This window comes from Serratia liquefaciens, from assembly GCF_027594825.1.
In the GTDB taxonomy this organism is placed as follows: Bacteria; Pseudomonadota; Gammaproteobacteria; order Enterobacterales; family Enterobacteriaceae; genus Serratia; species Serratia liquefaciens_A.
Window position 1 is genome coordinate 1167478 of sequence record NZ_CP088930.1, and the last position, 25907, is coordinate 1193384.

20 protein-coding genes are annotated in these 25907 nt (G+C 57.7%); 12 read left to right on the plus strand and 8 right to left on the minus strand.

Annotation, left to right across the window (positions count from 1 at the left end; genetic code table 11):
• Positions 1–84: 84 nt before the first annotated feature.
• From LQ945_RS05350 to LQ945_RS05365, 4 genes are all read left to right on the plus strand, one after another.
• On the plus strand, positions 85–1596 hold the full coding sequence (locus tag LQ945_RS05350; RefSeq protein WP_270102447.1) for a sugar ABC transporter ATP-binding protein: 1512 nt from the start codon (positions 85–87) through the stop codon (positions 1594–1596).
• Positions 1593–2588, plus strand: coding sequence for an ABC transporter permease (locus LQ945_RS05355; RefSeq protein ID WP_270102448.1), 996 nt, complete (start codon positions 1593–1595; stop codon positions 2586–2588). Before LQ945_RS05350 ends, LQ945_RS05355 begins: the two co-directional genes overlap by 4 nt.
• Positions 2589–2845: 257 nt before the next feature.
• Complete coding sequence (locus LQ945_RS05360; RefSeq protein ID WP_270102449.1) at positions 2846–4840, plus strand: ligand-gated channel protein; 1995 nt, start codon at positions 2846–2848, stop codon at positions 4838–4840.
• Positions 4841–5048: 208 nt separating this feature from the next.
• Complete coding sequence (locus LQ945_RS05365) at positions 5049–5996, plus strand: siderophore ABC transporter substrate-binding protein (protein WP_270102450.1); 948 nt, start codon at positions 5049–5051, stop codon at positions 5994–5996.
• A gap of 50 nt (positions 5997–6046) precedes the next feature.
• Here the strand turns inward: LQ945_RS05365 and LQ945_RS05370 are convergent, their stop codons facing one another.
• Together LQ945_RS05370 and LQ945_RS05375 are read right to left on the minus strand one after the other, a co-directional pair.
• Positions 6047–6835 carry an ABC transporter ATP-binding protein gene (locus LQ945_RS05370; RefSeq protein ID WP_044552501.1) on the minus strand — a complete coding sequence of 263 codons (789 nt, stop codon included), beginning with the start codon at positions 6833–6835 and terminating at the stop codon, positions 6047–6049.
• Positions 6832–7914 carry a FecCD family ABC transporter permease gene (locus LQ945_RS05375; RefSeq protein ID WP_270102451.1) on the minus strand — a complete coding sequence of 361 codons (1083 nt, stop codon included), beginning with the start codon at positions 7912–7914 and terminating at the stop codon, positions 6832–6834. Before LQ945_RS05375 ends, LQ945_RS05370 begins: the two co-directional genes overlap by 4 nt.
• 352 nt (positions 7915–8266) lie before the next feature.
• Here LQ945_RS05375 and LQ945_RS05380 point away from each other — a divergent pair, with 352 nt between their 5' ends.
• Positions 8267–9379, plus strand: a complete 1113-nt coding sequence (locus LQ945_RS05380; RefSeq protein WP_270102452.1) for a GGDEF domain-containing protein — start codon at positions 8267–8269, stop codon at positions 9377–9379.
• Between the two features lie 41 nt (positions 9380–9420).
• Here the strand turns inward: LQ945_RS05380 and LQ945_RS05385 are convergent, their stop codons facing one another.
• Together LQ945_RS05385 and yieE are read right to left on the minus strand one after the other, a co-directional pair.
• Complete coding sequence (locus LQ945_RS05385) at positions 9421–10899, minus strand: amino acid permease (protein ID WP_044552505.1); 1479 nt, start codon at positions 10897–10899, stop codon at positions 9421–9423.
• Between the two features lie 200 nt (positions 10900–11099).
• Positions 11100–11972, minus strand: coding sequence for a DNA-binding transcriptional regulator YeiE (yieE, locus tag LQ945_RS05390; RefSeq protein ID WP_044552512.1), 873 nt, complete (start codon positions 11970–11972; stop codon positions 11100–11102).
• 259 nt (positions 11973–12231) lie between these two features.
• Here yieE and LQ945_RS05395 point away from each other — a divergent pair, with 259 nt between their 5' ends.
• Positions 12232–13320, plus strand: coding sequence for a YeiH family protein (locus tag LQ945_RS05395; RefSeq protein WP_182824793.1), 1089 nt, complete (start codon positions 12232–12234; stop codon positions 13318–13320).
• Between the two features lie 103 nt (positions 13321–13423).
• On the plus strand, positions 13424–14263 hold the full coding sequence (gene nfo / locus LQ945_RS05400) for a deoxyribonuclease IV (protein WP_044552515.1): 840 nt from the start codon (positions 13424–13426) through the stop codon (positions 14261–14263).
• Positions 14264–14320: 57 nt separating this feature from the next.
• Here the strand turns inward: nfo and fruA are convergent, their stop codons facing one another.
• The 3 genes from fruA to fruB are packed head-to-tail and all read right to left on the minus strand — an operon-like array spanning position 14321 to position 18095.
• Complete coding sequence (gene fruA / locus LQ945_RS05405; protein WP_270102453.1) at positions 14321–16012, minus strand: PTS fructose transporter subunit IIBC; 1692 nt, start codon at positions 16010–16012, stop codon at positions 14321–14323.
• An 11-nt stretch (positions 16013–16023) separates the two neighbouring features.
• Positions 16024–16965, minus strand: a complete 942-nt coding sequence (fruK, locus tag LQ945_RS05410; RefSeq protein WP_044552518.1) for a 1-phosphofructokinase — start codon at positions 16963–16965, stop codon at positions 16024–16026.
• The gene (gene fruB, locus LQ945_RS05415; protein ID WP_044552520.1) at positions 16962–18095 is read right to left on the minus strand and encodes a fused PTS fructose transporter subunit IIA/HPr protein; all 1134 of its coding nucleotides are present in this window, start codon (positions 18093–18095) and stop codon (positions 16962–16964) included. The genes fruK and fruB overlap by 4 nt, the downstream gene beginning before the upstream one ends.
• Before the next feature lie 248 nt (positions 18096–18343).
• On the opposite strand from fruB, the gene LQ945_RS05420 reads away from it, so the two are divergent.
• The 4 genes from LQ945_RS05420 to LQ945_RS05435 all read left to right on the plus strand — a co-directional run bounded on the left by LQ945_RS05420 (position 18344) and on the right by LQ945_RS05435 (position 24022).
• Positions 18344–18766: a nucleotide triphosphate diphosphatase NUDT15 gene (locus LQ945_RS05420; RefSeq protein ID WP_270102454.1), complete on the plus strand. Its 423-nt coding sequence runs from the start codon at positions 18344–18346 to the stop codon at positions 18764–18766.
• Positions 18767–19024: 258 nt separating this feature from the next.
• Positions 19025–20185: a NapC/NirT family cytochrome c gene (locus LQ945_RS05425; RefSeq protein WP_044552523.1), complete on the plus strand. Its 1161-nt coding sequence runs from the start codon at positions 19025–19027 to the stop codon at positions 20183–20185.
• 12 nt (positions 20186–20197) lie between these two features.
• Complete coding sequence (gene torA, locus LQ945_RS05430; RefSeq protein ID WP_270102455.1) at positions 20198–22678, plus strand: trimethylamine-N-oxide reductase TorA; 2481 nt, start codon at positions 20198–20200, stop codon at positions 22676–22678.
• 165 nt (positions 22679–22843) lie between these two features.
• Entirely contained in the window at positions 22844–24022 is a 1179-nt protein-coding gene (locus LQ945_RS05435; RefSeq protein ID WP_262240908.1) for a sugar efflux transporter, read from the plus strand.
• A 6-nt stretch (positions 24023–24028) separates the two neighbouring features.
• Here the strand turns inward: LQ945_RS05435 and LQ945_RS05440 are convergent, their stop codons facing one another.
• Positions 24029–24283 (minus strand): YkgJ family cysteine cluster protein, encoded by a 255-nt coding sequence (locus LQ945_RS05440; protein ID WP_044552526.1) that lies wholly within the window; start codon positions 24281–24283, stop codon positions 24029–24031.
• Between the two features lie 283 nt (positions 24284–24566).
• Here LQ945_RS05440 and mtr point away from each other — a divergent pair, with 283 nt between their 5' ends.
• Positions 24567–25811, plus strand: coding sequence for a tryptophan permease (gene mtr, locus LQ945_RS05445; protein WP_270102456.1), 1245 nt, complete (start codon positions 24567–24569; stop codon positions 25809–25811).
• Positions 25812–25907: the final 96 nt, after the last annotated feature.

The following is a 25907-nucleotide window of genomic DNA, read 5'->3' on the forward strand; positions in this document are numbered from 1 at the left end:
TTTCGGCTGTTGCGAAAATCGCAATCTGTGTTACAAAAGATCTACTTTAGCCATCTAAACACCCAAACGGCTTTAAACTACACTATGCCAACCCTTACGCCCTCACGCCTCGAGATGCGCAATATCTCGATCGCCTTTGCCGGATTCAACGCGCTGCAAAACGTCGACTTCACCTTGCTGGGCGGCTCAACACACGCGCTAGTCGGCGCTAACGGCGCAGGAAAATCTACGTTGATGGCGATCCTTTCCGGCGCGCACGACCATTATCGCGGCGAGATCTTTATCGACGGCCAGCAAGTGGATATTCACTCTCCGCTGCAAGCCCGGCAACACGGCATCCACGTGGTGCAGCAGGAAGTGGATGTAGCGTTGATCCCCACGCTGTCCGTGGCGGAAAACATCATGCTCGATTGGCTGAATGAGCCGGGCCATCTGCTTAACTGGGGGCAGTTGTACCGCCAGGCGGCACAGCTACTGAAACAGCTGGATTTGACCATTAACCTGCGCCAGCGTTTGGCGGAGTGCACCCTGGCGGAAAAACAGCAGGTGCTGTTGGCGCGCGCGCTCTCCCACCGCTGCCGTTTTCTGGTGCTTGATGAGCCCACCGCCCCCCTCGACCGTGCCGAAAGCGAACGCCTGTTTCGCGTGGTGCGCCGCCTGCGGTCCGAAGGGATCGGCGTGGTGTTTATTTCCCACCGAATCCATGAATTGAGTGAAATTTGCGACCGCCTGACGGTGCTGCGCGATGGTCGCCACGTCAGCGAGGATGCCATGCAGGGTCTGAACGGCGAGCAGATCGTCGAGAAAATGCTCGGCCATCGGCTGGACGATATTTTCCCGCCCCCGCGCCCGCCGCACGGCTCTCGTCCCCTGTTGCGGGTCGAAGGCCTGCACGATCGCCATAAGCTGCGCAACGTCAGCCTGCAACTGCATCAGGGGGAAATCCTCGGCATCGCCGGGCTGGCCGGCGCGGGAAAAACCGAGCTGTGCAAGGCGCTGTTTGGCGCTTCGCCGGCGCGAATTGAACGGGGTCAACTGCTGGGGAAACCCTGGGCTCCTCGTGCTCCGCACCTTAGCGTCGAACAAGGGCTGGCGCTGGTGCCGGAAGAGCGGCGCAAAGAAGGCATTTTTATCGACGAAGCTATTCCAATGAACCTGAGCGTCAGCGCCGACGACAGCTTTTCCCGCTGGAGCCTGTTCAGCCGCCGCCAGGAACTGCGCTGGGCGCGAGACATCATGCAGCGCCTCAATATTCGCGCCTCCGGCCCGCAGCAGAAGCTGGCGCGGCTTTCCGGTGGCAACCAGCAAAAGGTGGCGATTGGCAAGTGGCTGCGCGGCGACGCTAACGTACTGATTTTCGATGAACCAACCAAAGGGGTAGACATCAAGGCCAAACAAGAGCTGTTCACCCTGATCGACGGCCTGGCCCGCGACGGCAAAGGCATTATCTATGCTTCCGGCGAGTTTTCGGAGCTGGTCGGCCTGTGCGATCGCATCTGCGTGCTGTGGGATGGCCGGGTCGTCGCGGAACTGAATGCCGCCGACATTGATGAAGAAACCCTATTACTGTATTCCACCGGAGGAACCCCAGCGTGAGTAAAGAATTATCCCTGCAGACTGCGCAACCCTGGCGCCATCAGCTGTTTGAGTTTCTCTACAAGTGGGGGATGTTACTCACCGTTGTCGCGCTGATTACCCTGTTCGGAATAGCGTCGGACAACTTCCTCGATCCGAACAATATCATCAACATTCTGCGCTCGATTGCCATCGTCACGGTGATCGCCATCGGGGTCTCGATATCGCTGTCGGTGGGCGGTTTCGATCTCTCCGTCGGTTCCACTGCTTCACTGGCCAACGCTCTGGTGGTTTCACTGTTCGTCTGGTACGGCTTCGGCACCACCGGTGCGATTGTGCTGACGTTGCTGATTTGTACGCTGGTCGGCCTGTTCAATGCATTTCTGATCGTGGTGTTGAAAATCCCCGATATGCTGGCGACGCTGGCCAGCCTGTTTGTGATCCAGGGCGTGGCGATGACCTACAGCTACGGCGGATCAATCACCCAGAATATGCTGCTGCCAAACGGCGATATGGCGGAAGGCCTGATCCCGGAGGTCTTTTCCTCACTCGGGCAGGTGCCGGTGATCGTGTTGATCATGCTCGCGGTCACCGTAGTGGTACAGCTTTTCCTGTCGCTGACCAAGCACGGTCGCCGCATGTACGCCATTGGCGGTAATCCGCAAGCCGCGCGCCTGTCGGGCATTCGCACGGTACGTTACAGGGTTGCCGCCTATGTCATTTCTGCCCTGCTGGCCTCGCTTGGCGGCATATTGCTGGCGTCACGTATCGGCTCTTCGCAGGTGAACGCCGGCGGCGGTTATCTGATGGATGCGGTCGCTGCCGCTTACATTGGCTTCTCGCTGGCCGGCTCCGGCAAACCCAACGCACTCGGCACGCTGGTGGGCGCAGTGATCCTTGGCGTGTTGCAAAACGGCCTGGTGATGCTCTCCGTCCCTTACTATGCCATGGACATTATCAAAGGCCTGGTGCTGGCATTGGCGCTGGCTATCACCTACATCCAGAAACGCTAACCCCCTTCCCTCGGCGCAGATTTCGCTGCGCCCTTTTTCCCTTATATTCATGCGGTTAATGATTCCCTTCGCCCAAACACATACAAATGATACGAATTATCATTTGCGTTTACATTTTGTCGAAAATCCTTACAATGGCCTGACGAAATACTGACGGAACGACGATCTCCGCAACGACGGGGCCCGTTTCTACTTATTATTCAAACCGTTAAAACGACACTTTGTCGATTTACATCAGACCAGGAAAGGTTTGCCTCATGGAAAAGCCACGTTATAACAAATTAACCGCATTGATCATTGCTACATTGACCAGCGCCGGCGCCGTCGCTGCGCAACCAGACGCTCAGGACACCATGGTGGTAACCGCTTCCGGTTTCCAGCAGAAAATCCAGGACTCCCCGGCGTCCATTTCGGTCATCCCACGTCAGCAAATTGAAGACAAAGCCTACCGCGACATTACCGATGCGTTGAAAGACGTGCCGGGCGTCGTCGTGACCGGCGGTGGCAGCAGCAGCGATATCAGCATCCGCGGCATGTCCTCCAAATACACCTTGATCCTGGTCGACGGCAAACGCGTAGACACCCGCGGCACGCGCCCGAACAGTGACAACTCCGGTATTGAACAAGGCTGGTTGCCGCCGTTGGAAGCGATTGAACGCATCGAAGTGGTACGTGGCCCGATGTCTTCTCTGTACGGTTCCGACGCCATGGGCGGCGTGATCAACGTCATCACCCGCAAAACCTCCACCACTCAGGCATGGAAAGGCTCACTGCACGGCGACGCCACCTTCCAGGAAAACAGCAATTCCGGCGATATTTTCCAGACCAACGCCTACGCTTCCGGTCCGCTGATTGAAGGCCTGCTGGGCCTGCGGGTCAACGGCCTGCTGTCGCGCCGCGCCGAAGACCAAATCCTCAACGGCTTCAACGAACAGCGCATGCGCAGCGGCACCGCGGTATTCAGCCTGACGCCAAACGAACAAAACGACTTCGATTTCGAAATTGGCCGCTCTTTGCAGGATCGTAACAGTACGCCGGGCAAATCCATGGCGACCGAAAACTGCCGCAATAAAAAGTGTACGCCGAACAGTGCCAGCGACAGCCTCTACACCCGTACCAACTACGCGGTAACCCACAACGGTTATTACGATTTCGGTAATACCACCAGTTATATTCAGCGCGAAGAGACCAATAACCCGGGCCGCAACATGAAGATGTATAACACCATCTTCAACACCCAGAATCAGTTCGAATTAGGCGCTCACATGCTGAACCTGGGCGGCCAGTACCGTTACGAAAAATTGAGTGACGGGGGCAATCAGTTAGCCGCAGCCGATAAGCTGAACCAGCTGACACGCTGGAGCTGGGCGCTGTTTGCCGAAGACGAATGGGCGATGACCAACGACTTCAGCCTGACCAGCGGCATTCGTATGGATCAGGATCAGAACTACGGCAACCACTGGACGCCGCGCATGTACGGCGTCTGGCACCTGACTGAACAATTTACGCTGAAAGGCGGTGTCTCCGCCGGCTACCGTTCACCGGATCTGCGTCAATCCTCCGCCGGTTGGGGGCAAATCACCGGCGGTGGTCGTACTTCAATCATTATCGGTAACCCGGATCTGAAGCCAGAGAAGAGCCTGAGCGAAGAGATCGGCGTGATGTGGGACAACCAAAAAGGGCTGAACGCCGGTGTCACTCTGTTTAACACCGACTTCAAAGATAAAATCACCGAAGTGCGCCGCTGTGACAGCGGTGACGGCGACGCGCAATGCATGCTCGGCAACACACCTTATTACTTTATCAGCGACCGCACCAACGTCGATAAAGCCAATATGCGCGGCGTAGAAGCGACTTTCGGTTGGGAAATCACCAAAGACTGGCAGTTGACCACCAACTATACCTACACCTCTTCCGAACAGAAAAGCGGGAATTTCCAGGGCAAGCCGCTGAACCAAATGCCGAAGCATATGGTTAACAGCGTATTGGACTGGCAGGCTACGCACGATGTCAGCCTGTGGTCGCGCGTTAACTTCCGCAGCAAGACTTCAGACTACATGGGCCGTGCAGCCATGGCCAAGAGCACGCCGTCTTACACCTTTGTCGATGCCGGACTGAGCTACCAGGCGAATAAAAACCTGATGGTAACCGGCGGAGTCTACAACATCCTCGACAAGACCGTCGATTACGATAACTACAATACCGTGCTCGATGGCCGCCGTTACACCGTCGGCATGACCTACAACTTCTGATGCCATTCTGGGCGCGCGCTGCGCGCCCTTAGTATGATGACAAACACCCGAAAAATGGGATTTTCGGGTGTTTGGGGTAATTCAGAAGACATAATCCTTTGTTTTCATTACCCGCCAGTTCAAGACTTTGAACTACAAAGGACTTTGTCAGCCATCTGTGGGCGCGCGCTGCGCGCCCTTTTTATCTCCCCCACCCGAGGAAGCCTCAATGACATTACGCCGCTCCCCTATGGTTCTCGCCCTGCTGGCCTGTATGGCACTGGCCGGCTGTAACGGCAAGGTTCGCACACCGGCCGCGGATGCTCCTGCGACCGTAAGTTTTCAACATCTTAACGGTACCACCGAAGTGAAAAAGCACCCACAGCGCGTGGTGGTGCTGGACTATGCTTCGCTGGAAACATTGCAGTTGCTGGGCGTAGAGCCGTTGGCACTGCCGGGCAATCGCACCCTGCTGCCGGACAGCCTGAAGCAGCACCAGAATGGCAAATACCTTAATGCCGGTACCCTGTTTGAACCGGATATGGCCACGCTACGCGCCGCCAAACCGGATCTGATCCTGATCGCCGGTCGTTCCTCCAAGGCCTATACCGAACTCAGCGGCATTGCGCCGACGTTGAATATGGCAATCGATCCGCAGGATCAACTGGGCAGCCTGAAACAACGCACTCTGCAACTGGGTGAATTGTTCGACAAACAGCAGCAGGCTCAGGCGGCCGTAGACAAGCTGGATGCCGAAATTGCGGCGATCAAACCGCAGGTGGCCAAAGCCGGGCGCGGCCTGGTGGTGCTGTTCTCCGGGGGTAAAATCAGCGCTTACGCGCCCAAGAGCCGCTTCAGCTTTACCTATGACGCTCTCGGCTTCTCGTCGGCACTGCAAAGCGAGAACCCTGATGTGCGCGGCAATAAGCTGTCGCCAGAGCAGGTGGCTCAGTTGAACCCGGATTGGCTGTTTATCATCGATCGCGATGCGGCTACCGGTCGTCCGAACGCGGTAGCTCCGCAGAAGATCCTCACCACCACGGCGTTGAAAAACACCGTAGCGGTCAAGAAAGGTCAGGTGGTTTATCTGCCGGCGGCTGAGGTCTATCTTTCTGGCGGCATCATCACCAGCCAGCATATCGTCGAACGCGTCGCCGAGGCGCTGAACAAGAAGTAATAAAAAAACCCGGCGCTGTGAAGTGCCGGGCCTTTAGGTATCCACCGGGATCAAATCGACGGTTGGTTCACCAATCCATCAATCAACACCTGCGGTGTGCCCTGCGAGCAGCGCTCAATACGCCCACGAACGCCATACACCCGCGCCAGACTCTGCGGCGTGATCACCTCTTCCGGAGCACCGTCGGCAATCAATTCGCCATCCTGCAGCATCAGCACGTGATCGCCATGACGCAAAGCTATATTAATGTCATGCACCACCACCACCGTGATGATATTGCGTTTGCGCGTCTCTTTGCGTACCAAATCCATCACGTGGAACTGATAGTTAAGATCGAGCGCGCTCAGGGGTTCGTCCAGCAGCAGCAACGAAGGCTGGCGGATCAGCGATTGCGCCAACCCCACCAACTGTTTCTGCCCGCCGGAAAGCTGATCGAGATAGCTCAGCGCCAGGTGGGCAATGCCAAGCTGTTCCAGCAGCGCCATCACCTCCGCTTCGCTGCCGGCGTTGCTGCGGCCACCCGAAGCGCGTTGCGCCACGATGATCGACTCCAGCACGTGCAAATGTACCCCGGCAGGCAACGACTGCGGCAGATACACCACCTTTTCCGCGCGACGGGCAAATGGCATCTGCATCAAATCAATGTCGTCCAGCCACAGTTGCCCCTGCGCCGGGTTTAAGCCCGCCAAAGAGCGCAGCAGCGTCGACTTGCCGCTGCCGTTCGGCCCCAGCAGCACGGTGATTTGTCCGCGCGGCAGCATCGGGACCGCCAGATTACTGATCACCTGGCGCTTGGGATAACCGGCGGAGAAACCTTCAATACGCAATCCCTGATTCATACATTCCCCCGATGACGCAGAATAATGCTCAGGAAGAACGGCACGCCCACCAGCGAGGTGACGATGCCCACCGGAATGATAATGCCCGGGATCAGGTTTTTCGACGCCACGGAGGCCATCGACAGTACCAACGCACCAATCAAGGCGCTGGCCGGCAGATAAAATCGGTGATCTTCACCGAAGATCATTCGGGCGATGTGCGGCGCTACCAGGCCGATAAAACCGATAGGCCCGACAAAGGCCACCGCCAGCGCGGAAAGAATGCTGATGCGCAACAGGGTCGTCAGGCGCAAACGGCGCACGTCGATACCGAAGCTGACAGCGCGATCCTCCCCCAGACGCAGCGCGGTCAACTTCCACGAGCTCATCATCGACAGCGGCAGCAGCACGGCGAATACGCCGAGCAAGATACCCAGTTTGTCCCACGAGGCGCGCGCCAGGCTGCCCATGGTCCAGAACACCAGCCCCTGCAGCGTGTCTTCGCTGGCAATAAACTGCATCATGGAAACCAGTGCGTTAAAGGTGAACACCAGCGCGATGCCAAACAGCACCACGCCAGAGGTGGCAACCCGAGTCCAACGCGTAATGCCGTCCAGCATCAATGCGGCAAAAAGGGCGAATATGAAGGCGTTAGCGGAAATAAACCATTGATCGGGAATGCCCGGAACGCCAATCCCCAACACGATAGCCAGCGCCGCACCAAAAGCCGCGGCAGAAGAGACGCCGAGGGTAAAGGGGCTGGCCAGCGGGTTGTTCAGGATGGTCTGCATTTCTGCGCCGGCCAGGCCAAGCGCAAAGCCCACCACCACCGCCATCAAGGCGTAAGGCAGGCGGATATCCCAGACGATAACCCGCGTGCCGGCGTCGGCCGCCGCAGGATCAATCAGGGTTTGCCACAGGGAAGACAAAGAAAGCCCGGATGGGCCCATGGTAAAATCCAGCAGCAGCGAACCCATAATCGCCAGTGCCAACACCCCCATCATCAATAAACGGTGGCGGAGAATATGGTGATAACGCCCCATGACGTTGACGTCGGGTTTCCCCTTGGCGTCAGGCATAGGATCGGTGGATACGCTCATTATTTCGGATACCTGTTACGACAATGACCACAGCGGCGCGGAAACGGCCGCCTGAACGGAATAAGCAGCCGCTAACAATAAAGCAAACGATAATACTTATCAATCATATCAATAGCTATTACCTGCCATATAAAGATGTAACACTTTATTTTATAACGTTATTAACCAAACTCTTGCCATACCCTCACCGCAGTGCCCAGGGTTAACAATTCCGAAAATATCGCCCCTTCCCGCTCTGCTGTGACAAATTGCAATAAAACCACATAGAATCCAAATCCTGACTGGTCACTGCGCCCTGCGCCGGACCGGATATTTGGAGCCTGCAAGCGGGGCCCTTATCAAAGAGGCTGCAATGAGAAGTCGAATACCTGCGTTAACGCCTAAAAAACCCGCCCTGCTGCACTGGCTGGTACAAAGCCCACGGCTGGCGGATGACGCCCAATTACAACGCCAGATGCGGCTTACGTTGGTGCCTTCTCCCACCACCCCTTGGTGGAATGCCGCCGGCGTGGCACTGCTGCTGCTGGCCTATATCTGGCTGAGCCATCAGGCGATCGGCGTGGGTCTGTTGCTGCTGCTGCTGTTGCTGACCGGCGGGCGTTGGTGGCTGGCGAGACCCAATCCCCCCCGCTGGCCCAACGCAATGCTGGTGACGGTACTGCTGTGGTGCGCACTGGTGGGCGCGGTCGCCCTGATGGCCATGCTTTCTGGCCGCATGGTGCTCATCGTGTTCGCCGGCTTGTTGATTACCGGGTTGGCGTTCTGGCTGATGCAACGGCACGCCGCAGCACCGCGTTTTGCCCTGCTGGAAATCATGGTGCTGACGCTGCCCTATTTGCTGGCCGCGCCGCTGTCACGCGTGCAAAACCTGTTTTTACTGGCGGATATCATCCCGCTGTGGCTGGTGTTGGCCCATGGATTGACCACGTCTTATCATCGCCAACTGGCTGAGCGCGTTACCCTGAGCGCAGAAAAACAGAAAGCCGCCCATCAGGATCATTTGACCGGTTTCCTCAACCGCGCAGGGGGTGAGGCCGTGATGCAGGATATTTGTCGTCCTTCGGCGACGGCACATCCGCTTTCCCATCTGTTTATTTTCGAATTTACCCCACTGGCGGCGTTGTATCAGAGCCACGGTGTACAGATCGGTGATGACGTGCTGCGCACCATTGGCGAACGCCTGAAAATGCTGGTCCGGCCCAGTGATTTTGTCTGCCGCTATACCGGCGGTCAGTTTCTGATCCTGGTTCACGATCTGCCTTACGGCTCCGAAGGTGAATTTTTGGCACGCTTCATTCCGGCGCTGGAAGCCCCCTACAGTTTTGGCGCATTCGGTGAGGTGTCGCTGCAGCTCAATACCGGTGTATTAGCTTTAACGCAGGATTATCAATCGGTTGACAGTTTGATGAGCGCGGCGCAGCAGGCGCTGACGGCAAAAGGGAAGGAACAGGAAGTCAGGGGATAAGAATAACGCGGCGGGCTCCCGCCGCGTTTCATAATAGGACGTTAATTCACGTCCATTTTCGGGAATTCCATTTCGCTGTACTTCACGACACGGGTGCCGCGCGTCAGCTTGTAACCGAACCAAATGATCAGGAACAGCGGAATGCCGATATAGGTCGCGGTCACGCCGTACCAGTCGATCCGGTCTTGCAGGAACGCCTGATAGTTCTGACCCAGGGTGATGATCAGGCACAGCACAAAGGCAAAGATCGGGCCCAGCGGGAAGAAGCCGGAACGATAAGGTAAATCGTTCAGATCACGACCCTGGATCATATAACCGCGACGGAAGCGGTAATGGCTGATGGCTATCCCCAACCAGGCGATGAAGCCGGTCATGCCCGAGGTGTTCAGCAGCCACAGGTAAACCGACTGATTGCCGAACATCGAGCTCAGGAAGCACAGGCCCGCAACCACGGTCGTCGCATACAACGCGTTACGTGGCACCCCGCCCTTCGACAGCTTGGCGAAGATACGCGGCGCTTTGCCTTCCGACGCCAGAGTAAACAGCATACGGGTTGAGGCGTACATCCCGGAGTTACCGGCAGACAATACCGCCGTCAGGATCACCGCGTTCATCACCGCCGCCGCCGACAGCAAACCGGCATGCTGGAACACCAAGGTGAACGGGCTGACGCTGATGTCTTTCACGTCATTGCGCAGCAGGCTCGGATCGGTATAGGGAATGATCAGGCTGATAATCAGGATCGCGAAGATATAGAACAACAGGATACGCCAGAACACCTGACGCACCGCGCGCGGGATATTTTTGCCCGGATTTTCAGATTCGCCGGCCGCGATACCGATAAGCTCGGTCCCCTGGAACGAGAAGCCGACGATCATCGCCACGCCTATCATGGCCGAGAATCCTCCGGCAAACGGCGCGTCGCCGATGGTCCAGTTCTGCCACCCCGCGTGCTCGCCCCCTTTGAGGATGCCGAAAATCATCAGCACGCCGATAGCGATAAAGATGATGACGGTGGTCACCTTGATCAGTGAGAACCAGTATTCCGCTTCACCGAAGCCTTTAACCGAAATGTAGTTCAACAGGAACATCAGGCACAGGAACAGCGCACTCCAGATCCAACCGGGAGTATCCGGGAACCAGTACGTCATCACCAGCTGCGAGGCCACCAGGTCAACGGCGATGGTCACCGCCCAGTTGTACCAGTAGTTCCAGCCCAGCGCGAAGCCAAAACCTTCTTCTACATATTTGGCGCCGTAGGTGGAGAAAGAACCGGACACCGGCATAAAGGCCGCCAGTTCACCCAGGCTGGTCATCAAGAAGTACACCATCAGCCCAATCAACGCATAAGACAGCAACGCCCCGCCTGGGCCTGCCTGCGAAACGGTCGCGCCAGAGGCGACAAACAGACCGGTGCCGATAGAACCACCAATAGCAATCATGGTTAAGTGCCGCGCCTTCAGCTCGCGCCGCAATCCGGGTGCTGGTTGCCCCGATGTTTTTATATCCTGCTGAGCCATTCTTACCCTATCTGCTGGTCAAAAAAATAAGGGGCGGATTGTAACAAATACCCGCCGACGAACTAGTAACATTGCACTGATATAAGATAGCTTCATAATTCAGGGCTAATTATTAGCAACGGTCCTCGAGGCCTTACTTACTGTCATTAATGTGACAGGGAGCAGATTTTTATGCTTCATTTCTGCTTACGGAGGCATTTTTAGGACGCAAGCGTGCAGTAGCCAAGAAAACGCTGCAGCGCGTTGGAGATATGCTTTTGCCGGTGATGGATCAGGTAAAGCGTTCGCATCAAGGGCGGCAACGGCAACTGCAGCTCCACCAGCACGCCGCTGGCCAACTGTTCGCCGATCACCCGCCGCGACAGGCAACTGATGCCAATGCCGTGGCGCACCGCATGCTTGATCGCTTCCGAGTTCCCCAGTTCCATCACCAGCTGAAAGTGCGGCAGATGCGCCAGCAGCAGATGATCCAGCACTTCACGCGTGCCCGAGCCGCGTTCCCGCAGGATCCACGGCGCATTGGCCAACATCGCCAACGTCAAAGGCTGACCCGCCAGCGGATTGTCCGGCGCAGCGAACACCACCAGCTCATCCTCCAGCCAGGGCTGGGTGACCAGCTCCGGCATATGGCAAGGGCCCTCGATCAGGCCTAAATCGACCCGAAAATCCGCAACCGCCCCGATCACGTCCTGACTGTTTCCCACATTGAGCTCCAGCGGCGTGGCGGGAAAATCTTGCCGATAACGGGCGATCATCTCCGGCAACATATAGTTGCCGATGGTGCTGCTGGCCGCGATGCGCAGCGCGCCGCCGTCATGGCGGAACAGTTGCTCAATCTCCCCCGCCTGCTCGAGCAACGCCAGCGCCTTCGGATACAACAACCTCCCATGCTCATTGATAACCAAACGCTTGCCGACACGATCGAACAACTGCACGCCCAATTGCCCTTCCAGATCGGCCAGCGCCGCGCTGACCGCCGATTGCGATAACGCCAGAACGACCGAGGCCTGCGTGGTCGAACCGCTTTTCAGCACTTCGGTAAAAACTTCCAATTGACGTAAGGTGATATGCATAAACTTCTCGGTATATAAAAGTGGCCTGTCAGTAAAGCCACTGAAACTAATGCTAAATCTGCGCCACTGGCCGGCAGCAACGCACAGGGTGAATAACACTAAGGTTATCACGTTTGCAGAAATCGACATGGGGGCCACTCATGCTTCAGGCCGCAGACTAACCACTTATTCAGATAGGTTATAAATATATAATCAATTTCTCTTTTATGCCGCCAGCACGTAGTCTTTGGCTCAAGGATTTGATGACAAGGGCTGACTTATGGCGACCAATACCACACACGATTTTCCAACGCGGCAATTTCCTCTATTCGGCCTACCTCGGCTGGTGCCGGGGCTGCTGCTGACCGGCGCCATCACTGCGCTGGCGGTCTGGGTTGGTGATATTCCCTGGGTAGCCGGGCTGGGACTGGGCGCGCTGACGCTGGCCATTTTGCTGGGTATTTTGGTGGGCAATACGGTTTACCCCTGGCTGCAACCGAGCTGCCATGGCGGTGTTCAACTCGCCAAACAGCGTTTACTGCGCCTCGGGATTATCCTTTACGGTTTTCGCCTGACGTTTCAGCAAATTGCTGATGTGGGCACCACCGGCATCATCATTGATGCATTAACCCTGAGCACCACATTCCTGCTCGCCTGCTGGCTGGGTAAAAAAGTGTTCGGTATCGACAGCCAGACCGCGATGCTGATTGGCGCCGGCAGCAGCATTTGCGGCGCGGCGGCCGTGATGGCGACCGAGCCGGTGCTGAAAGCCGACTCCAACAAGGTAGCGGTGGCGGTAAGCACCGTGGTAGTGTTCGGTACGCTGGCGATCTTCGCTTATCCGTGGCTGTACCAGTTGAACGAACATTTCCAGTGGCTACCGTTTAATCAGGAAAGTTTCGGCATCTTTACCGGTTCAACCATTCATGAAGTGGCGCAAGTGGTCGCGGCCGGGCACGCTATCGGGCCGGATGCTGAAAACGCCGCGGTCATCGCCAAAATGATCCGCGTCATGATGCTGGCCCCTTTCCTGCTGCTGCTCTCAGGCTACATCAGCCGCAGCCGTAGCGCAGGAAGCACCGGCAGCCAGGCGGAAAAATCCGCCATCACCATTCCGTGGTTTGCGGTGTTGTTTATTGCCGTTGCCGGACTGAACTCGTTCAACCTGCTGCCGGCGACGCTGGTGAAACACCTGATTACCGCCGATACCTGGATGTTGGCGATGGCCATGGCGGCGCTGGGGTTGACCACCCACATCAGCGCGGTGCGCCAGGCCGGGGTTAAACCGATTCTGCTCGCCACGCTGCTGTTCGTTTGGCTGATTGTTGGCGGCGGCGCCATTAACCTGCTGGTACAACATTTTATCTGATTTGCTTCCCCACAGGCTCGCAATCGCGGGCCTGCGCTTTTCCCGCCATTCAATCCTTCCGCTATCAATGCCATAATGACGCCGATTACACAGGAGAATGAAAATGAAGTTTGTCGGTGCACATGTCAGCGCGTCAGGCGGCGTGGATCAGGCGGTTATCCGCGCGCACGAATTAGAGGCGACCGCATTCGCCCTGTTCACCAAAAATCAGCGTCAATGGAAGGCTGCCCCGCTGCCTGCCGACGTGATCGATAAGTTTAAAAGCGCCTGTGCGCAGTACGGCTACGGCCCAGGGCAGATCCTGCCGCACGACAGCTATCTGATTAACCTTGGCCACCCGGTGACCGAAGCGTTGGAAAAATCCCGCGAAGCCTTCCTTGATGAAATGCAGCGCTGCGAACAGCTGGGGCTGACTCTGCTGAACTTCCACCCCGGCAGCCACCTGCTGCAGATTGAGGAAGACAAATGCCTGGCACGCATCGCCGAATCCATCAACATGGTGCTGGACAAGACTGAAGGCGTGACGGCCGTGATCGAAAACACCGCCGGTCAGGGCAGCAATCTGGGCTTCAAATTTGAACATTTGGCGGCGATTATCGATGGCGTGGAAGACAAAAGCCGCGTCGGCGTTTGCATCGATACCTGTCACGCCTTTGCCGCCGGTTACGATCTGCGTACCGAAGAAACCTGCGAGCAGACGTTTAAAGCGCTCGGCGACATCGTGGGCTTCAAGTACCTGCGTGGCATGCACCTGAACGATGCCAAGAGTGAGTTTGGCAGCCGCGTCGACCGCCACCATAGCCTGGGTGAAGGCAATATCGGTAAAACGGTGTTCAGCTATATCATGCGCGACGATCGTTTCGACAATATTCCGCTGATCCTGGAAACCGTGAACCCGGATATCTGGGCGGAAGAGATTGCCTGGCTGAAGGCACAGCAGTAATAACCAGATAAAAAAACCGGAGCCTGAGCTCCGGTTTTTTTATTGCCTGCGCCGGCGTTAGGCTACCGTAGCCGCAGGGACTTCAGCACGTTTCAGCAGCGCGTAAGACACCCCCGCCAGCAGCGTACCGGCGATAATCGCCACCAGATACAACAGCACCGGGGTGATAGCGCCAGGGATCAGCAGGACGAACAGCCCACCGTGCGGTGCCATCAGCTTGGCGCCAAACGCCATCGACAGTGCACCGGTCAACGCGCCACCGGCGATGCAGCATGGCAACACGCGCATCGGGTCACGGGCGGCGAACGGAATGGCGCCTTCAGAGATAAAGCACAGACCCAACACCAGCGCCGCTTTACCGCCTTCCTGTTCGGATTTCTCGAACTTGCGACGCGCCAGCAAAGTCGCCAACCCCATCGCCAGCGGAGGTACCATACCGGCCGCCATAATGGCCGCCATTGGGGCATACACCGAGGAGCTCAGCAGCGCCACACCGAAGGCGTAGGCCGCCTTGTTAACCGGCCCGCCCATATCGGTACACATCATGGCACCGAGGATCGCACCCAGCAGCACCGCATTGGCGGTACCCAGTGATTGCAGCCAATGAGTCAGGCCTTCCATGATTTTCGCGACCGGCGTACCGACGACGAAAATCATGATCAGACCGACGAACAGGCTGGCGACCAACGGAATGATCAGGATCGGCTTCAGCGCTTCCATACTCTGCGGCAGTCGCAGTTTGGTGCTGATAAATTTGGCCGTATAGCCCGCCAGGAAACCGGCAATGATACCGCCGAGGAAACCGGCGCCGGTGCTCACGGCCAGCATGCCGCCAATCAACCCCGGCGTCAGGCCCGGACGGTCAGCAATTGAGAAGGCAATAAAACCGGCCAATACCGGGACCATCAGCGCAAAGGCCGAGCCCCCGCCGATCTGCATCAGCGCTGCTGCCAGCGTGCCCTTGACTTCAAATGCCTTGATCCCGAACACGAACGACAGTGCGATACACAAACCGCCCGCCACCACCATCGGCAGCATGTAAGACACGCCGGTCAACAGGTGACGATAAGGACCGGCGCTCTCTTTCTTCTTACCGGCGGTGGCCAGCGCACCGCTTTTTTGCGGTTGGAAAATCTCGGCTTCAGCCTGCGCCTTGTCCAGCTCCTGCGCCGTTTTTTTCAGCGCCAGGCCGGTAGAGGTACGGTACATCGGCTTGCCGGCGAACTTGTCCAGATCCACTTCAATGTCCGCCGCCACGATCACCAGATCGGCCGCCGCCACTTCTTCTGGCGTGATGGCATTGCCGGCACCGACGGAGCCGCGGGTTTCTACTTTCACCCACCAGCCACGCTTTTTGGCTTCGCTCTCAATGGCTTCGGCCGCCATAAAGGTATGGGCCACGCCGGTCGGGCAAGCGGTGATCGCCACAATGCGTTTTTGCCCGGCGGCTTTTGCCGGTTCGACGGCGGCAACGGTCGGGGCCTGGTAGGCTTTCGCTTCGGCCATCGCCTGCGCCAGGAAGGCTTCCGGCTCACGCACCGCATGCGCCACGTCACCCACATAGACCCGTTTGCCGTTCAGCGCGGCGTCAGCAGGCACAGTTTGGCCAGCCACCACCACCAGTTCGGCCTCGGCCGCCGACTCAACCAACGTCAGGCCGGTTTTCACCGCAGCAGCGCCAAGCATGCGTTTCGCCAGGTGACTACGAGCCTGCCCCAGCGAACTGTCTATCATCAGCAGTGTTTTCATTCTGCCTCCTGCTATTGATTAAAAGGTTTCAGATCGACACGCGCCATCATCGCGGCCAACTGTGGACGATCGGTCACGCCAACGTTGCTCTGGCTTACCGCCAGCGCAGCCACGGCGGTGGCCAAACGCAAAGTGTGTTCACTGGATTCACGCATCAGCAGGCCGTAAATCAGGCCGCCGACCATCGAGTCGCCGGCACCCACGGTGCTGACCACTTCGCAGGCCGGCGGCTTGGCAATCCAGGCGCCGGACGCGTTGACCCACAGCGCGCCTTCGGCACCGAGGGAGATCACCACGTGGGCAATGCCCTGATCGCGCAGCGCATGCGCCGCCTCGACCACGTCAGCCAGCTGCGGCAGCGGACGCCCGGCCCAAATTTCCAGCTCGCGGCGATTCGGTTTCACCAACCACGGCGCCGCTTTCAAACCGGCAACCAAAGCTTCACGGCTGCTGTCGAAAATGATGCACGGGCACTGCGCGCGTAAACGGATCATCCAGTCGGTGAAGGCGTCGGGATCGACACCCGCCGGCAGGCTGCCGCTGACGGCGACCATGTCGAACTGACCCAGCCAGCTCAGGGAATCGGTCACGAAACGTTCCCAGTCCTGCCCGTTCACTTCAAATCCGGAGAAATTGAAATCGGTGACTTCGCCGTCTTTCTCCGTCAGTTTGACGTTAATACGGGTACGGCCCGGCACCACCTGAAAGCGGTTGGCAATGCCCAGATCGCTGAACAGCAGTTGGAAACCGTCCTGGTTGTCTTTTCCCAGGAAGCCGCCCACCGTCACATCAATACCCAGATCCTTCAGCACCTTGGCGACGTTTATGCCTTTCCCGGCGGCGTGCAGACCGGCAGTTTTGACCAGGTTCACTTCACCGCGCTCGATCTCAGGGCAAAAGCCCACCAGATCGTAAGCCGGATTCAAGGTAATTGTTGCTACTCTTCTGCTCATGCTGCGCCCTCGCCCAGTCCTTCGTTAATCGCTTCACCGATCGCCTTCAGCGCCGTTTCAGCATCTTCACCTTTGGCGGTAAAACGCAGGTGATGTCCTTTCTTCACGCCCAATGCCACAACCTTCATCAGGCTGCGTCCGTTGGCCGGTTTGCCACTGCCATCCAGGTTAGTGACGGTAATTTCACTGCTGAATTGCTTGATCACATTGACCAACGCCGTGCCCGGACGGGCATGCAGGCCGTGTTCATTGCGGATCACGTACTCGGCGCTCAGCGTGGTGTCTTCTTCCTCCACCTCACTGGTCAGCAATGCCAACAGGGTGACGGCATCCGCGTTCAGCAAGCGTTCAGCTTTATTCGCCAACAGCAGGTCGCCAAGGTAGTTCAGCACTGCCAGCGGCTGCGAGTCAGCCACCGACAGCGTCAGCAACAGCGCAACCTGCTCGCCCTCTTCGTCAAACGGCTGCGCCGGACGGCTCACGGTAGCCGCGCTGGCCAAATTGCCTTCGGTGCTGTCGCTCAGCCAAATGCCCTGCCCCAGATTCAGCGGTTTGCGGGTGATGACATCGCTGACGAACTGGGCGTTGACCGCACCGATTTTCTGCAGGCGGCCCGCATTCAGCGCCTGCAGCGTCATCAGGCTATCGGCGGCCACGTCGAGCGCAATCAGGGAAGCGTCAAACTTGAATTCCGCCGTCAGCTTTTCGCCCATCAGCAGGCTGCGCAGCTCTTCTGCAGAGGTGGTTTTCGCCAGCTGTTCGGCTACGCTGTCGTCGCTCAGAACGTGGGTCAACTGACGCAGCAGCGCCAGGTGTTCATCGGAACGTGCGGCAATGCCGATCACCACATAAGCGGTTTGGCCTTCGCCCCACTCGATCCCCTGAGGGAACTGAAACACCTGTACGCCGGTGTTCAGCACCAGATCGCGGGTATCGGTGGTGCCATGCGGGATGGCGATACCGTTCCCCAGGTAAGTGGAAGTTTGCAGCTCACGCTGCAACATGCCGTCCACGTAGGCCGCGCTGACGCAACCGGCCTCGGTCAGTGCGGCAGCCACCTGACGGATAGCTTCCTGTTTGTTACTCGCGGTAGCACCCAGGTGAATATCTTGCTGTGACAACTGGAACATGATTCTCCTCTCCTGCTGAATTGAATCGTTTCAGCTTCGTTGGGAAAAAGGAGCGTTACCGGTACGAACATCATCGCGCCCATAACGCTGAAACGTTTCAAGGAGTGTGTAAGGCCCCATGGGCGAAAGCAAGTTTTCTCAATTTTGACGTGATAGATTTTTGACCTTACGCACACTTTTCCCTTAGGGTTACCCGTCGCAGCGCGAAAATGACATACTGTGCTGAAATTTTGCTGACGGAGGGAAACATGACTGTAGTCGCGGGCGTAGGGGTTATTATCGTCAATGAGCGAGGGGAAATATTGCTGGGCAAACGCTGCGGCAAGCACGCCCCCTTCTGGTCCATTCCCGGCGGGCATCTGGATGCCGGCGAAACCTTTGAACAGTGCGCCCAGCGCGAGATCGCCGAAGAAACCGGGTTAAACATCGCCACGCCGAGTTTTATCGGCATCAGCAACAACCTGCAAACCTGGCGCGCGGAGGGAAAACATACGGTTTCCATCTGTTTGCTGGCGCCCCATCCTGGCGGCGAAGCCGAGCTGAAAGAGCCGGAAAAATGTGCCGAATGGCGCTGGTGCCTGCCGGAGGCATTACCTGAACCGCATTTTGAAGCCAGCCGCAATGCCATCCATCTCTGGCTCACAGGCCAAACTTACCTGCCGGCAAAATAGCTGTTTTCAATCATGAAATACCCACTCTGTCCGTGATCTCGCTCATGGTCTGATAAACCCATATGAAAAATGCGTTATATACACTAGAATATAACGCTGCAAAAACCCCCGAACGGCCATTTTTCCTCTAAAAATACCCCTATAGTATTAGATGACTTTGCTAATAGTACCTATACTTCCTCAGGTATGTCGGCGCTCGGCCGGCACTTTTTTTGGCAAGGTTTTCCTTGGTATTTCATAATTATAAGCGGATTCAATATGACCAATAAACTCACTGGCTTGATAAAAAAGCACCGCTGGGGATGGCTGTGGATTTTGCTGCTCGGGATTATCCTCGGGGCAGCATTATTGGCGGGTACCGCCACCGTATTCCATAAAACCAGCGACACCGCCTTCTGCGTTTCCTGTCACACCATGCAACAGCCCCTGGCCGAATATCAGGGCAGCGTCCACTTCCAAAACACCAAAGGGATCCGCGCTGAATGTGCCGACTGTCACGTCCCGCATGAGCCACTCGACTACCTGTGGACTAAAATCCGCGCGGTAAAAGACATTTATGGCGAGATGGTGGGCACTATCGATACGCCTGAGAAATACGAGGCGCACAAGCTGGCCATGGCGCAGTCGGTCTGGAAAACGCTCAAAGAAAGCGACTCCGCCACCTGCCGTTCATGCCACAGCTTCGACGCCATGGACATTACCGCCCAGCGGCCTGAAGCTCGTATTCAGCATCCGGTGGCCATCAAACAGGGCGAAACCTGTATCGACTGCCATAAAGGGGTCGCGCATATCCTGCCGGACATGAGCGGTGCGGCCCAGGCCGGAGCCGCCGAACTGGCGAAAGCCGCGGCGGAAACTTCGCCGACTGCCACCACGCTGTATACCATTGCCACGGAACCTTTCTTCCTCAAACCGGACGACAGCCACAATGCCGGCAACCTGATGCCCTCCACCGAAGTGCAGGTGGTGAAGCAGGAAGGCGACAAGGTGTTGGCCAGCGTCACCGGTTGGCAGCAGGACGGCGTCAGTGAAGTGTTCTACGCCGCCCAGGGCAAACGCATCCTCAGCGTGCTGCTGGGTGAAGACGCCCGCAAACTGCTGAAAACCGGCACCACCATGACCGATGCTGAAACCGGGCTGGTATGGCACCAGGTTTCTCTGCAGGTCTGGCTGCCGCGCAAACAACTGATCGACGATCAGCAAAAAATCTGGCGCTACACGGCGGATATGATGTCGGCCAACTGCACCGGTTGCCACGGCCTGACCGCCCTCGATCGCTTCAACGCCAACCAGTGGATCGGCGTAATTAAAGGTATGGCTCCTCGCACCTCGCTGACGCAGGAACAGCTGCGCGTTCTGACACAGTACGTGCAGAAACACGCCAGTGACATGCAGCCAGCCGCACCAGCCAAGCTTTAAGGGAGAAGCGAAATGAGCAAATATCAACAACAAGCGTTAAAAATGAGTCGCCGCCGCTTCCTGACCGGCGCTACCGCGCTGGCAGCCGCCCCTCTGCTGGCTGGCCTGTGGCCCAAGTCGGCGCTGGCGCAGGCCATCAGTCAGGCGCTGCCGCAGTTTGTGGTGTTGCGCCAGGCGCAAAAAGGCATTTTGACCGGCGCACACTGGGGCGCCTTCGAGGTCATCGTTCAGGACGGTAAAATGGTCGGCGTGCAGCCGGTCAAAGACGATCCTTACCCGAACGAACTGATCACCATGGCGCCCTACCAGGTGCACGCCGAAAACCGCATCAAATACCCGATGGTGCGCAAAAGCTGGCTGGAAGGCGGCCCCGGCAGCCGTACCGAACTGCGCGGACGCGACGAGTGGGTACGCGTAAGCTGGGACAAGGCGATTGAGCTGGTGTGCGGCGAAATTACCCGTTTGCAAAAAGATCACGGCCCGCAGTCGATCTATGCCGGCTCCTATGGCTGGAAAAGCGTCGGCATGCTGCACAACAGCCGTACGCTGCTGCAACGCCTGATGAACCTGACCGGCGGCTTCCTCGGTTACGCCGGGGACTACTCGACCGGCGCCGCGCAGGTGATCATGTCACACGTGGTGGGCTCCATGGAGGTTTACGAACAGCAGACCGCCTGGCCGAACGTGATTGAAAACAGCCAGCTGGTGGTGCTGTGGGGCTGTAACCCGATGATCACGCTGAAAAACAGCTGGAACGTCCCGGACCACTACGGCCAGAAGGGCTTTGAGGCGCTGAAGAAGAAAGGCACCCGGGTGATCAGCATCGATCCGGTGCACAACGACAGCGCCAAATTCGTCGACGCTCAGTGGATCGCCCCGCGTCCTTATACCGACGGCGCCATGCTGATCGGCATCGCACATACACTTCTGACCGAGAAACTGCATAATCCGGACTTCCTGAAAACCTACACCGCCGGTTTCGACAAGTTCCAGGCCTATCTGTTGGGTGAAACCGACGGCACGCCGAAAACGGCCGAATGGGCGGCCGATGTGTGCGGCGTCGATGCTGACGTGCTGCGTCAGTTGGCGCGCGACATGGCGAAAAATCGCACCATGATCATGGGCGGTTGGGGCATCCAACGCCAGCATCATGGCGAACAGCAGCACTGGCTGTTGGTGACCGTGGCGGCGATGCTCGGCCAGATTGGCCTGCCGGGCGGCGGCTTCGGTTTCAGCTATCACTACTCTTCCGGCGGCAGCCCGACGGCAAAAGGCGGTATCATTTCTGGCATTTCCGCCGGCAACGCACCGAAGAACTCACCGGCGCCGATCCCGGTGGCACGCATCGCCGAATGTCTGTCCAACCCGGGCAAGACGATTAACTTCAACGGTGCGCAGGTCACCTACCCAGAGGTGAAAATGGTCTATGTGGCGGGTGGCAACACCTTCCACCAGCATCAGGACACCAACAATCTGGTCAAGGCCTGGCAGAAACCGGACACCATCGTGGTGAACGAACCTTACTGGACGGCCACCGCCAAGCATGCCGATATCGTTCTGCCGGCCACCACCAGCTACGAACGCAACGATCTCGAAATGGGCGGCGACTACTCGCAACTGTATGTGTTCCCGATGCACCAGTGCGTAGCGCCGCAGCATGAGTCACGCAGCGATTTCGATATCTTCGCAGCCATGGCGGCCAAGCTGGGGGTGCAGGATGCCTTTACCGAAGGCAAGGACGAAACCCAATGGCTGAAAGGCATGTACGACGACATGAAAACTCAGGCGCGTGCCGCCCGGGTGGCCCTGCCGCCGTTCGACATGTTCTGGGAATCCAACAACTATGTGCGCTTCCCGGTGCCGGAGGCCAATACCCAATGGGTGCGTTTTGCCGACTATCGCGAAAACCCGCTGCTCAACCCGCTGGGGACGCCATCCGGTAAAATCGAGATCTACTCCGACGCCATTGCCAAAATGAAGTATCAGGATTGTCCGGGCATTCCGACCTGGATGCCGCCGCATGAATGGTATCGTGGACCGGAAGCGGTGAAATATCCGCTGTCGCTGAACACCGCGCACCCGATCAACCGCCTGCATTCGCAGCTCGACAACACGCCACTGCGCAAAAAATACGCGGTAGCCGATCGAGAAGCGATTGTTATCCACCCACAGGATGCCCAGTCACGCGGTATTGCCAATGGCGATCTGGTGCGAGCCTTTAACGATCGCGGCCAGATCCTGGTGGGTGCGGTAGTGAGCGAAGACGTGCGTCCAGGCGTAGTGCGTATCAGCGAAGGTGCCTGGTTCGATCCGGCCGATCCGTCTCAGCCGGGTTCACTGTGCAAGAACGGCAACGTCAACTGTCTGACCTTCGACGTCGGCTCCTCCAGCCTGGCTCAGGGGAACTGCGGGCAAATGGCACAGCTGCAGATCGAGAAGTATCAGGGCGAGGTGCTGAAAAACACCGCGCACGACGTGCCGGCCGGCGCGTAACGGCGCCTGCCGCAACAACAGGGGCGATAATGCTATCGCCCCTTCTTTTCCTTTATGCCGGAAAAGACTTTTTACTATTCAGCCCAATAAAACCGGTTTTTGTTTATGGTTTTTTGGGCGTATCATGCGCGCGACTCCCCCATTTACGGCTATTTGCTGACCTCTATGCCTACTTCAACTGCGGTAACGCGACGCTCCCCCGACCTGACTTCGCTGGCCTTTTTAGTGGTGGCCTTCCTTACCGGAATTGCCGGTGCGTTACAAACCCCCACGCTGAGCCTGTTCCTGGCAACCGAGGTGAAGGTTCGTCCCTCCATGGTTGGGCTATTCTTCACCGGCAGCGCGGTGATCGGCATCCTGGTCAGCCAGTTTCTCGCGCGCCGCTCAGATCAAAAAGGGGATCGCAAGACGCTGATCTTCCTCTGCTGCATGCTGGGTGCACTGGGCTGCGTGCTGTTCGCCTGGAACCGTAATTATTATCTGTTGCTGGCGGTCGGCGTAATGCTGACCAGCTTCGGCTCCACCGCCAACCCGCAAATGTTTGCCCTGGCACGCGAACACGCCGATCGCACCGGTCGCGAGGCGGTAATGTTCAGTTCTATCCTGCGGGCGCAGGTTTCTCTCGCCTGGGTGATAGGCCCGCCGATTGCCTTTGCGCTGGCGTTGGGATTCGGTTTTAAGGTGATGTACCTGGCCGCCGCAGCAGCGTTTATTCTGTGCGGCGCGCTGGTGTGGAAAATGCTGCCGTCGATGCGCAAAACGCCGCTGGTGGCCAGCACCACGCTGGAGGCTCCGCGACAGAACCGGCGTGATACGCTGCTGCTGTTTTTGGCCTGTACCTTTATGTGGACCGCCAACAGCATGTACCTGATCAATATGCCGCTGTATATGGTGCATGAGCTGCAACTGCCGGAAAAACTGGCCGGGATATTGATGGGGACGGCGGCGGGGTTGGAAATACCGACCATGCTGTTGGCCGGCATGGTGGCGAAGCGCTTCGGCAAACGTTTTTTGATGCGTTGCGCGGTGGCGGCAGGCCTGCTGTTTTACTTCGGGTTATTGTTTATCACCGGTACCTGGCAACTGATTGCCCTGCAATTACTCAACGCGGCGTTTATTGGCGTGCTGGCAGGCATTGGTATGCTCTATTTTCAAGATTTGATGCCCGGTCAGGCCGGGGCCGCAACCACTTTGTTTACCAACACCACGCGCGTGGGCTGGATTTTCGCCGGTTCAATTGCCGGCGTGGTGGCGGAGGTCTGGAACTATCACGCGGTGTTTTATTCCGCGTTGGCGATGGTGGTCGGCGCGGTGCTGTGCCTGTGGAAGCTGAAAGACGCTTAAAACCGATTAAGGCGCCGTATCCGCTTCCAGCTTGATCAGATAGACCAACGCCTGGTCGCGGTGGTCATGGCACATTTCGCGGCTGGCCTGCAGGCTGCCGCAGACTTTTGGCCGCAGCGGCGAATGAAACAGGCCGCAACGCAGCTGCTCACTCAGATGAATACAGCGGGTGTTGGCGGGCTTGCCGTTAGGCATGCCGGGGATCGGGCTGGATATTGAAGGCGCAATACAACAGGCGCCACAGTCGGTACGACAGTCCATCAGCGAGTCTCCCGGTGGGCTGGCGGAATTGAAGCGCGACAATATCAGTCGCGCTCATCCGCCGCCAGCATAATCCGTGTTGGTGCGTGAATCTTTACATCGCGCGGTTTGAGTCATGAATCGCCCGCTTTCATACCTGCGCGCAAATTGCCATAAACGCCCCTTCGGTCGCCAATTAATGCATGAAACAAGCGTATTCGCGGCTTTACATGCGCCAATCACACATGTACCATTGAGCTAGTACAAAAGAACTCAAGGCCGATGAGGCCAATCAGGAGCAAAAATGTCCGCGGACACCATCCAGAAGCTTTCCCGCCCTTCCGTCCTTGGCGGCGCGATGATCATTGCAGGCACCGCCGTCGGCGCCGGCATGTTCTCCATTCCCATAGTCACTTCTGGCGTGTGGTTCAGCGGCTCCGTCGCGCTGCTGGTTTATACCTGGGCCTGCATGCTGATTTCCGGCCTGATGATCCTGGAAGCCGCCCTGCACTACCCAAGCGGCGCCAGCTTCCACACCATCGTCAAAGATCTGCTCGGTAAAGGCTGGAATGCCGTTAACGGCATTTCCATCGCCTTTGTGCTGTATATCCTCACCTACGCCTATATTTCCGCCGGGGGGTCGATCATCGCCCACACGCTGGAAGGCATCGTCGGCGTCGGGCAGTCCACCGCCGGTTTGGTGTTTGCCGTGGTGGTGGCGTTTATCGTTTGGCTCTCCACCCGCGCCGTTGACCGCCTGAGTACTATCCTGATCGGCGGTATGGTGATCACCTTTGTGATGTCGGTGGGCGACATGTTCACGCATGTGCAACCGGCAGTGCTGTTCAACCGCGGCGACGACCAGGCCAGCTACCTGCCTTACGCCCTGGCGGCGCTGCCCTATCTGCTGACGTCCTTCGGTTACCACGGCAACGTGCCGGGGCTGGTGAAGTACTACCACAAAGACAGCGGCGCAGTCGTGCGCAGCCTGGTGTACGGCACCCTGCTGGCGTTGGCGATTTATATCCTGTGGCAGTATGTGATCCAGGGCAACATCGCGCGCGATGCCTTCAAGCAGGTGATTGCCGAAGGTGGCAACATCGGCAGCCTGCTCAAGCAGATGGGCAACGTTTCCAGCAGCCAGACCGTCGGCCAACTCCTGAACGCCTTCTCTTATATGGCGTTGGCGAGTTCGTTCCTTGGGGTGTCGCTGGGGCTGTTCGATTACCTGGCAGATTTCTTCAAATTCAGCGATGACACCGTCGGACGCAGCAAAACCGCGCTGGTGACCTTCGCACCGCCAACCATTGCCGCCCTGCTGTTCCCGAACGGCTTCCTTTACGCCATCGGTTTCGCCGGCCTGGCCGCCACCGTTTGGGCGGTGATCGTGCCCGCCATGATGGCGCGCGCCAGCCGCCGCCGCTTTTCCGAGGCGCAATACCGCGCTCCCGGTGGCTACGGCATGATCCTGTTCATCATTCTGTTCGGGGTGATCAACGCCGTGGCACACGTATTGGCTTTGCTGGGTCTGTTGCCGGTGTTCCAGTAATCCCGCAGGGGATGGCGCTCGCCATCCCTTCTTTCTGTCACTGTTTTTGCTCGATCTGCTTGCCTGAAATCAGCGGCGCGAGTAACTTGTCGCAAC